The sequence below is a fragment of the Pseudomonas sp. K2I15 genome, assembly GCF_002204795.1.
GTDB lineage: Bacteria > Pseudomonadota > Gammaproteobacteria > Pseudomonadales > Pseudomonadaceae > Aquipseudomonas.
Genome location: NZ_NIXO01000026.1, coordinates 75122 through 85323, shown reverse-complemented (window position 1 = coordinate 85323; position 10202 = coordinate 75122). Strand labels below are relative to the sequence as shown.

Below are 10202 nucleotides of genomic sequence, written 5' to 3'. Positions count from 1 at the left end.
GGAAAGCGCACGCTGCCTGATTCGGCAGCGGTATGTCGTAAAGGTCACACGGCGCAGAGCTGTGGGAGCTTGGCTGTCTTTGAGAACGATGCCTAGGTTATGGCCATCAAGACAGTTGCTCCCACATCTGGACTCGCGCTAGAACGGTACGGCCACGGTGACTTGGCTGTAGAGGTTGGTACCGTTGCCGCCCACTTGATTGCCGCCGTTACTCTCATCCTTGTTGGGCTTGTACAGGCCCAGCAGCGGCGTGACGATCAGGTGCTCGTTCACCGCCCATTCGGCATATAGGTCAACCTCGCGGCCGTCCAGGTTGAGCATGCCGCCCTTGCTCAGCGTCTTGTAGTCAAAGAACAGCGCGCCGACGGTCACGTTGTCCAGTGGCTTTACCTTCAACGCCACGTGCTGCACCTCGGTATTGGTATTGAAGGGCCCCGAGTAATTACCAGCCACTTCGCCCTGCACCCAGGTGCCGTAGCCACGGCTGAAGCCTGCGAACATTGCATCCCAGTTTTTCGAATAGCGGCTGTAGCGGTAGGTCAGGTCTGGTGACCACGGCAGCGCGGCGAAGGTATAGCCGCCCTCGGTGTACCAGGCTTTTTCCGGGCCCGCGTCCTTGTCCTGCCAGGCGTATTCAAAGGAAAAGTGCGCGTTCTCGATCCCGGCATTGCCGGCGCCCCGCAGGCTGTAGATGTTCATCCCGGCGCGCTGTCTTTGCAGGTCGTTGGCATAACGATCGTCGACGCTGATGCCATGGATATAGGTCAGCCCCACGGTGCCCGGTGCGGTGGTGTAGTCCAGGGTGCCGGCGGCCATTTCGGTGTTGGCCTGGGCGCGGTTGTCGGACTTGATCCACATCACGCTGCCATGCACGCCGTCCTTGCCCCCCAGGCGTAACACGGCGGTTTGATCAAAGGCATGGCGCGCGGCAATGTAGTAGGCGCCGCCCCGGTTGAACTGGCCGTCACCAACGCCCTTGCCCAGGTTCGGGCCGTCGTCATTGATGATGAAACCGTCGCCGAGCAGGATGATCTGGCGGCCGAACGACAGGTCGACGCCATCCTTGCCCAGCCCCGGAAACAGCTCGCCCGAGCGCCAGCCGGCGAAGGCTTCGTCGAACTTGGTGGTGCGCTCGCTGCCGGTGGTCACGCCGGACGCGTCGCCGTCGCCCCAGGTGCCGGAGCTGACCAGGTTGGCGGTGCCATACACGCTGCCCAGGGCGCCGAAGCGCTGGTCGATGCTCAAGCCATACTTGATAAAGCCTTCGCGCCAGGTAGAACCACCGGTGGTGCCGTCGTAGTTCTTGCGGCTGTTGAACATCCCGTACACCGCCAGGAAGTTGCCGGTGACCTTGGTGTCGTCATCGGCATACAGCTCGAGCGCCTGGGCCGATGACTCGACGATCATCAGCGCAATACCCAGGCTCACGGCCTTGTACAGCCGACGGGTTTTTTGTGTGTGCTCCATTGTTATAGTCCCCAGCAGGTTGAGTTGAGGGCGCATTAGGGCGAGCGGGGTCGGGCAAGTCTTTCCTCTGCGTGCCAGGCAATTGACCCTGGCCGCCAGCGGCGGGGCGGTGGCAGGCAGCAACAAAACCGGCGGCAGCCAGGAGCAAGACGATCAGCCAGGGCGGGGCGCAGAGTGCCAATACTTCTAAAAATCCGCTTCTTGAGGATCCGCACCATGTCGATCAACGACCGGCTCACCGAACACTTGAAACGCGGCACGGTGGGCTTTCCCACCGCGCTTGCGAGCACCATTGGCCTGATCATGGCCAGCCCGGTGATCCTCACCGCGACCATGGGGTTTGGCATCGGCGGCAGCGCCTTCGCGGTGGCGATGTTGATTGCGGTGGTGATGATGCTGGCCCAGGCGACCACCTTCGCCGAAGCCGCCTCGATCCTGCCCACCACCGGCTCGGTCTACGACTACATCAACTGTGGCATGGGCCGGTTCTTTGCGATCACCGGCACCTTGTCGGCCTACCTGATCGTGCATGTGTTTGCCGGTACAGCTGAAACCATCCTCTCTGGGGTGATGGCGCTGGTGAACTTCGAACACCTCAACACCCTGGCGGAATCCGCTGGCGGTTCGTGGTTGCTGGGGGTGGGCTTCGTGATTGTGTTCGGGGTGCTGAATGCGTTTGGCGTCAGCGCGTTCGGCCGCGCCGAAATCATCCTCACCTTCGGCATGTGGACCACCTTGATGGTGTTCGGCGTGCTGGGCCTGATCGCGGCCCCGGCGGTGCAGCTGGACGGCTGGTTCGGGGAATCCCTGGTGGGCACCGACCTGATCACCATCCTGTCGTTGGTGGGCATGGCGATGTTCATGTTCGTCGGCTGCGAATTCGTTACGCCGCTGGCGCCGGACCTGCGCAACTCGGCCAAGGTCATGCCCAGGGCGATGGTGCTGGGGCTGCTGGGCGTGGCCACGTGCATGTTCATCTACGGCGCGGCCATGAAGCGCCAGGTGGAAAACGTATTGATCGACGCCGCTGGCGGCGTGCACCTGCTGGACACGCCGATGGCCATCCCGAAATTCGCCGAGCAGGTCATGGGCAGCATCGGCCCGATGTGGCTAGGCATCGGCTTCCTGTTTGCCGGCGCTGCGACCATCAACACCCTGATGGCCGGTGTGCCACGGATTCTGTACGGCATGGCGGTCGACGGTGCGTTGCCCAAGGTCTTCACCTACCTGCACCCGCGCTTCAAGACGCCGCTGCTGTGTATCCTGATGGCGATGCTGATCCCGTGCCTGCACGCGCTGTACCTGGGGGGCAATACCGACAACATCATGCACCTGGTGCTGGCGGCGGTGTGTGCGTGGAGTTTTGCTTACCTGCTGGTGACGTTGTCGGTGGTGATGTTGCGGATTCGCCGTCCTGATCTGCCTCGTGCCTACCGTTCGCCGTTCTTTCCGCTGCCGCAGATTTTGTCGAGCATCGGCATCCTGCTGGGCATGTGGTTTATCACCCCGCCGGGCATGAACCCCGCAGACATCTACATCCCCTTTGGCGTGATGCTCGGTTGCACGGCGGCGTACGCGCTGTTCTGGACCCTGGTGGTGCAGAAGGTCAATCCATTCAAGCCAGCCTCGGTGGAAGAGGTGTTGGCAAAGGAGTTCGCCCATGAGCCGGGTCAGCCACACAACGGGTATGTCAGCCATGCTGCAAAAACTGTCTGAACTGTTCAGCGCCCGGCGTGCGCCTGCCGGGTATCGGCCCGGCGTCACACTGGAACATCTGCGACGCAACCTCGGCCTGGCGGGCTATGAGGTGTGCGGACCGACGACGGCCCGGGTTGCCCTGGACGATCTCGGGTTGCAATTGGAGATCGTGGAGCGCACCGAATCCCAGCTGTTGATGCACCTGGTGATGACCGAATTCGTACTGCGCATCCCTGCCTCGCAGCAGGGCACGGCGAGCTTCGAACTGCACCACACCGGGGCCGTTCGACGCACCGGAATTCGCTGTCGGCAGCGCTCAGGAGACAAGGCGGTGTTGAGCGTTCTGCAAACCGAATTGCAGGCGGGCAGTGCGTTGCATCGCGCCTTGATGCCGCTGGATTTCAAGCGCCTGCGCATCGACCTGCAGGATCGGCAGTGGTGCGTGCGGCTTGAGCATATGGGCGGCAGCGAGGTGGTCAACCGCATGCCGGCGTTCCGGCGCTACATCGCCTTGAGCAGCGATCAGCGCGCCTGGCTGCTGAACGCGTTAAGCGGTTTCCAGCGCGCATTACAGGCCCACTGACCACAGGATTTGGCATCAATAGTGCAACCACTTTGGCAGACACGTACTTGTTGCGCGCATATAGATAACATGTTAACTATTGCCCGACAAAAACAAAAAGCTAAGGTGGAAACAACCATGAGCATGCAACAGATTGGGCAAGACGGGCTGGACCGCTGGACCCGCGATCTGCGCGCGGTTTGCGGTCACTTCGACACAGAACTGGCCTTCAACCGCTCGCTGTTCATCGGCAGCATCTCCACCTTTTCCCGCGGAGGTTTGCCGTTGGCCAACCTGCGCACCAACGCCGGCCTGATCAGCCGCCCTAAAGCGCGCGCCAATCACGATGACGACCAACACTGCTTCCTCGTCAGCCAGCGCAGCGGCTACTGCCAGATCACCCAAAACGGCCAGAGCGTACAACTCGCCCCCGGTGAATTGTTATTGATGGACTCGGTGGGCTCCATCGACATCACCCCGTTCGGGCTGATCGAACACGCCTCCCTTTCCTTGTCCCGCTACGAAGTGTGCAAACAGTTCGGCAACCAGCCCAAGACCTTCGGCAAAATCTCCTCAAGCAAAGCCTGCGGGCGCATGTTGCATGTGCTGATGGATCAATTGTGCAAAGACGCATTGAACGGCGAAGGCGCGGTAGGTGAGGGGCAGGCGTTGCAGGCGGCGTTTGTGTCGCTGCTGGGCTCGGCGTTTGAGCAGGAAGACGATGAGCGCGATGACTGTGGCGGGTTGCAGGGCGGTAATTTGCGCAGCTATGTGCAGAAGGTGATCGATGAGTCGTTGACCCAGCCCGGGTTAAGCCCGGTGGGGTTGGCGAGTCGGTTGAATATCTCGGTAAGGCATTTGTACCGGTTGTTTGAGGAACAGGATGACAGCGTGTGCCGGTATATCCAGCGGGCGCGGTTGAAGCGCAGTGCGGATGATTTGACTAACCCGTTTTTGCGCAGTGAATCGATTACGTCGATTGCGTATAAGTGGGGGTTTACGGATTCGGCGCACTTTAGTCGGTCGTTTAAGAAGCAGTTTGAAGTGTCGCCGAAGGATTTTCGGGCTGGGCGGTTGCAGCAGGTGGGGTGAGTAGCCCTATTTGCGGTAGTTTATGGCAGGTATTTCGTCGGCTCCCATAGATTAACTGTAGGAGCAATCGGTAGTGCAATGAGGGAGACACTCAAAGTTTCAGGTCTACCAAGTAGACTGATCTTCCATGCTGGCTTTTTGAAGTTCCTGTTTCCACTCATCACTCGCTAATTTATAGATTTCTTCAAAAAAAACTCTCGGATCATCTATCTCTGTCTCATCCCACGCCATTATTTTATGTTTTTCGTGATTGCTTTCAAATTCTTTTGAAAAATCAGAGCTAGGGTTTTCTAACGCTTCTTTCAATATAGAAATTAAGACAAACCGGTGTCTGTAGGTTAGATAGGTTAGGTCGTTTAAGATAAATGACCTGATGATTTTCTCTCGGTCTCCAGGATTATTAGGGTTGTATTGCCAAAGGGCTTCGCCTTTAGTTTCTTCTTGATCATATATCGAGAGCGCTCCCAATATATGAGAGAGTTTTGGTTCGTAGGGTGCGTCTATAAATGGGATTTTTAACATTGTTATCTCACAGGGAATGCGGTAAAGGGGCGGCTCACGTTGTTTTTGTCAAACCGGACTTCGGCTTTGTTCATGTTTTCCGAGTATTTTGGATTTTGTTTGTCTTTACTATTCGGCCTGTATCCATGTCCTGCTTCTGGTAGCTCCATAACGACTACTGGGTTGCCTTCATTGTCAAAACCTGTAGGTGAAGGGTTTTTACCCTGCATCTTATACAAAGCTTTATTTATTACATGAAGCTGCATTTTCCAACTTTTAAATTGGGAGCTTGAACTTATTTTCCCTTTTTTGCCATTGGCTGGGTTAGTTCCATCTATCGCACGTTGCTTCATAGCCCAGTCGGGTATTTCTGGTCCATGCTTGACTACAGTATGCATGTCGTATTTCTTTTCAAATTCTAATACCCGCCTTTTTGCGTTCGCCTCCGTTAGCTCGCCAATTTTTGCCCGGCGCTCGGCTTGCGTTTGTTTGGGTAGCGGCGGCTCGCTGTCATCAACTTTCGCAGTCGGTTTTTCTACGCCTGCACTTGGTTTACACCCATCCCCTCCCGGACAGGTACTTAAACCCAACGGATCCACCCACCCCGTCGGGTTGGGCACGTATTGGTATCCGTTCAGCCCGCCCGCCAGCTTCACCGGATCGGGCGTCAGGTAGCGACCAACGTCCGGATTGTAGTAGCGATGGCGGTTGTAGTGCAGTCCGCTTTCCGGGTCGAAGTATTGGCCCTGGAAGCGCAGCGGGTTGGTGACGGTATTGACGTCCAGCTTCGCGATTTGGCCGTAGGCGCGGTAGTGCGCGGACCAGACGATTTCGCCATCGGGTGCGGTGAGTTCCTGCGGGGTGCCAAGGTGGTCGAGTTGGTAGTGGAAGGGTTTTGCGTCTTCCGGGCCGTAGCCTTTCAGCAGTGCTAACGGGCGGAAGCTGTTGGGTTCATAGATATAGCTTTGGTGATGATCAGCGCTGTGCTCGGCGATCAGCGTGTCGCCTTGCCAGAAAAACTCTGTGGTCTGGCCGTCGAGGGTTTTCGCTATGCGCCGACCGAATGGGTCGTAGCGGTAGCTGGCCTGTGTACCGTCCGGTTGGATGACACTGATCAGTCGATGCTGGCAGTCGTAGCGGTACTCGGTGACCAACTGCTGGGCCCGGCCCCGACGCTCGCGTAGGAGGTTGCCGAAGGTGTCGTAGTCGTAATGACGGTCGCCTTGCATCAGCAGGCGGCTGCCTTTGATCACACTCGGGCCTACGCGGTCCTGCATCAGCAGGTTGCCGGCGGGGTCGTGGAAGAAGCGCTCCTGCAGGTCGTGCGAGTGGTCGGCGCGGGTCAGGCGGTCGAGCGGGTCGTAGTGGTAGTCGTGTTGGCCTTTGCGGGTGTCGAGGATGCGGGTGAGGTTGCCGCGTTTGTCGTAGTCGTATTGGCGGCGCTGGTGACGTTGTTCTTGTTGGGTGATGGCGTGGGCGTGCAGGCGGCCCTGGTCGTCGTAGTGGTAGTGGCTGAGAAGTTGGCCTTGCTGGCGCTGGTGTTCGCGGCCGGATTTGAACAGGTGCGAGGTGAGCGGGTTGCCATTCAGTTCGACGGTGGCGAGGTCGCCGCCTTTTTCGTGGTGGAAAGCCAGGCGGTTGTTGTCGGGCAGGCGCAGGTAGTTGAGTTGCCCGCATTCGTCGTAGCGGTAGCGCAGGGTGCCCCAGCCTTGGTGCTCGGCGGTAAGGCGGTTTTGCAGGTCGTATTCGTAGTGGAGCGGCCAATTCCCGTCGTCGACGCTGAGGAGATTGCCGAGGCGGTCGTAGGTGTAATCAACCTTGCTGCGGTCGGGCAGGGTTTTTCTTACAAGCCGGCCTGCTGGGTCTCGTTCATATCGGGTAACCAGCTGACTGCCATCGTCGCCGTATTCGGTCTTTTCCAGCAGATGCCCGGCGAGGTCATAAACGTAGGCAGTGCGGCGACCATCAAAGCCGGTTTCCTGTTGGATCAGGCCGTTGGCGTGGTAGTCGAGTCGATAGGTTTCGCCGACTTCGTTTTCAATTTCGGTGAGTAACAGCCGGACATTGTCGTAGCGGTATTTGAGCTGCGTGCCGTCGGGGTTAATGCGCCGGCTGATCAGGTGCAGGCCGTCGGCGTACTCGTAGCGAGTAACCCGGCTCAGCTCGTCACGCTCGGCAGTGATTTTTCCGTACGGGTTGTAGCTGAATTCGCGAGTGGCGCCCCCCGGCTGAATCACTTTCAGCAAACGACCTACGGCGTCCCACTGATACTGGGTCAGCGCACCATGCTCATCCTCGCAAGCAACCTGCCGCCCCAGCTCGTCATAGCGATAACGCCGCACACCACCGTTGGCCAGCTTCTCTTCGGTGAGCTGGCCGCGCTCATTCCAGATCAGCCGCTGACTGCTGTTGTCCGGGTGCCAGACGCCGCTGAGCTTTCCGTGTTTGGTGTAGGTGTATTCGGTGTAGCTACCATCCGGATCAGTCTTGCGGGTGACATCGCCCTGATCGTTACGCTGGTATTTCCACACCGCGTCACCACGGCGTACAACCCGCACGAACCCGTTGTCATGCTCGTAGGACGTGGGTGCATCGTCACCGGGAAACAGTGCAATCAGTCGCCCGGCTTCGTCGTACTGATACGCCGTCACCGCCCCAAGCGGATCCTGCTCGACCGTTAGCCGGCCTTTTTCATCGTAGGATTTGAAGTGCTCCGCGCCGTCCGGATCAATCCGTTGTACCAGCCGTGCGCGCTGGTCGTGCACATACACTTCCTGGCTGCCGTCGGCGTTGTGGACGGTGACGGTGCCCTTGTCGTCCCAGGTATATCGCGTGTCCATCTGCGAAAAGCTGGCCCAGTGCCGGATGCAGCGCGCAGCCTTGCCGGACCGTTCCCACTCCCAGAAGAAACTCGCCCCACCGGCCAGTTCCCGTTCCAGAATCACCTGCTGATCGTCGTACCGATAACGCTCGCTTTCGCCTACAGCGTTGGTCGCCTCAATCAACCGCCAAGCGTCGTCGTACTTGTAGGAAACAACGTTCTGCTCGGTAACCCAGGCGAGCTCCCGCTGCACCTGATAGTCGACCGCAACGATATGTCCGCGCTCATAACGCAGCAGCAACCCCTGGCCGGCGCCGTTATCGATCCGCTGAATCCGTCCGGAATAGTCGCGGGTAATACGCAGCCGATTGTCGTACGCATCGCTGATCGACGTCAGCACACCGTCGCGGAAGTGGTAGAAAAGGGACGTTTGAGCCAGTACCAGCTCATCGGGCAAAGCGCCCAGATAAATCGCAGCTTCCGCCAGGCTGTTGATGATTGCGGGCCGTGCAGCAGAGGGCAGGGGAAAGGTGGTGCTGCGGTTCTCGTGATCGGTCCACACTACCGAGTCACCGTTAACAATCAACCGCTGAGCCAGCGAATGACTCCAGCCAAACCCCAGCCCGCAATCCACTTCCACCGCACTGGAGCGGTACAGCCGCGTCCAGGCAAACGTGAGCACACCCTCCAACGAGCCGTCTGTGAGGGTCAGCAGCTCCTCACCGGTAACCATCGATACCGGGCAACCGTCTTTACAGGTGTCTACCGCGCAGACCGACGCATCCCCATTGGGGTTTTTCGAAGAAGCAGGCGCATCATCCACATGCTCCTGCTTCACCAGCGCCGTGCGCGCCGTCTTCGGCTCCCGCACCAGAGCCGCCGGGTTCGAAACTTCCTCCACGCCAACCTTCAACGGCACCGCCGCTGCCTTGACCGGCACCGCATGGCTCTGAAGCGATAACGGCTTAAGCACCTCGGAATGCCCGTCAATCCGGGCCGTACCGCCCAACTTGGCAATCTGCTCCAACCACTCCCGTGCCCGCTCGGACTTGACCTTGCCCAGCACCTGCGCACCCAGCCGCACCGCCACACCCATACCGCCGGTAGCCCACAGCAACAGCAGATTGAGCAGAACCTCGGTGGTGATTTCCCCCAGCAACTCAAACAGGTAATGGGGCGGCAGCATGCGCATCCAACTGACCATCGCGGACAGGTAGATGAACAGCAGCGGCTCGTCGCTGAGAATCAACAATCCTTTGGCAATCGCCTCCTTACTGAGCTTCAGCAGCGCTCCAAGCTCGGCCTGGGAGAGGTAATGCAGGAGCTTTTCGCTGTTGGGCTTGATGTCTGCCAACCACTGGTACAGCTGCGCAATACCGTCCCAGAGGCCGTAAAGCACGTTGCCAAACCCTTGCGCGTAGGCCATTTGCAGCGAAGTGTACCGATCGACATAACCGGCCTTGGAATAGCTCTCCCATATCGGCTTGAACGTGCTCGTCCACTCGCCACGCAAGCGGCCTTCCAGCGAGCTGATCTCGGACTGATAGGAGGCATACAGCGCCTTGATGTGGTCCCTGGACACGTTGGGATAAAAGCTGATCCGGTACTGCCGGTCGACGGTGCACTCGGTGACTTCGAGCATGCCGCTGGGGCCGATGGTCTTATGGATGGGATCGCCGAGCGGGCCACCGTCTTGCGCGATTTCCTGCAGCATCACCGGTGTATTGCCTATGGGCACGAACCGTGTGCTCTGGAACATATGCACCAGGGTCATCGACGCATTGGCCTTGCAGGTCGCGACGGTGCTGCTGGGATACAGAGAGCGGGTGATGGGCGCGACCAGCGAAACCTCATCGCCGACCTTGAACACCTGCTCGACATCCAGTGCCGAGAAGCTCCAGAAGCTCTCGGCCCATGCGTCGTAGGTGTTCAGGCAATGTGTGAAGTCGTTGAGAACCGCATTGACGTCGCGCGTCTTGGGGTCCATCGCCGCCACGACCAGAAAGCCTATGGCGGGATTCAAGAGGCAGCCCCATCGGGCAGGGCATTAATCGTAAAAAA

General features: G+C 58.9%; 6 protein-coding genes. 3 read left to right on the top strand and 3 right to left on the bottom strand.

Translation table 11 applies throughout. From position 1 onward, the window contains the following. Positions 1-138: 138 nt before the first annotated feature. The gene (locus CEC48_RS17130) at positions 139-1467 is read right to left on the bottom strand and encodes a hypothetical protein (RefSeq protein WP_088424814.1); all 1329 of its coding nucleotides are present in this window, start codon (positions 1465-1467) and stop codon (positions 139-141) included. 216 nt (positions 1468-1683) lie between these two features. Here CEC48_RS17130 and CEC48_RS17125 point away from each other — a divergent pair, with 216 nt between their 5' ends. The 3 genes from CEC48_RS17125 (at position 1684) to feaR (ending at position 4819) form a co-directional block, all read left to right on the top strand. Next, on the top strand, positions 1684-3183 hold the full coding sequence (locus tag CEC48_RS17125) for an APC family permease (RefSeq protein WP_088424813.1): 1500 nt from the start codon (positions 1684-1686) through the stop codon (positions 3181-3183). Continuing rightward, the gene (locus CEC48_RS17120) at positions 3164-3748 is read left to right on the top strand and encodes a DUF3156 family protein (protein ID WP_088424819.1); all 585 of its coding nucleotides are present in this window, start codon (positions 3164-3166) and stop codon (positions 3746-3748) included. Before CEC48_RS17125 ends, CEC48_RS17120 begins: the two co-directional genes overlap by 20 nt. Before the next feature lie 117 nt (positions 3749-3865). After that, a complete protein-coding gene (feaR, locus tag CEC48_RS17115; protein WP_088424812.1) occupies positions 3866-4819 on the top strand; it encodes a transcriptional regulator FeaR in 954 nt (317 codons plus the stop codon). 105 nt (positions 4820-4924) lie between these two features. Here feaR and CEC48_RS17110 read toward each other — a convergent pair whose 3' ends face one another. Together CEC48_RS17110 and CEC48_RS17105 are read right to left on the bottom strand one after the other, a co-directional pair. Next, a complete protein-coding gene (locus CEC48_RS17110; protein WP_088424811.1) occupies positions 4925-5341 on the bottom strand; it encodes a hypothetical protein in 417 nt (138 codons plus the stop codon). A 2-nt stretch (positions 5342-5343) separates the two neighbouring features. Next, entirely contained in the window at positions 5344-10128 is a 4785-nt protein-coding gene (locus CEC48_RS17105) for an RHS repeat-associated core domain-containing protein (RefSeq protein WP_088424810.1), read from the bottom strand. Between the last annotated feature and the right edge of the window lie 74 nt (positions 10129-10202).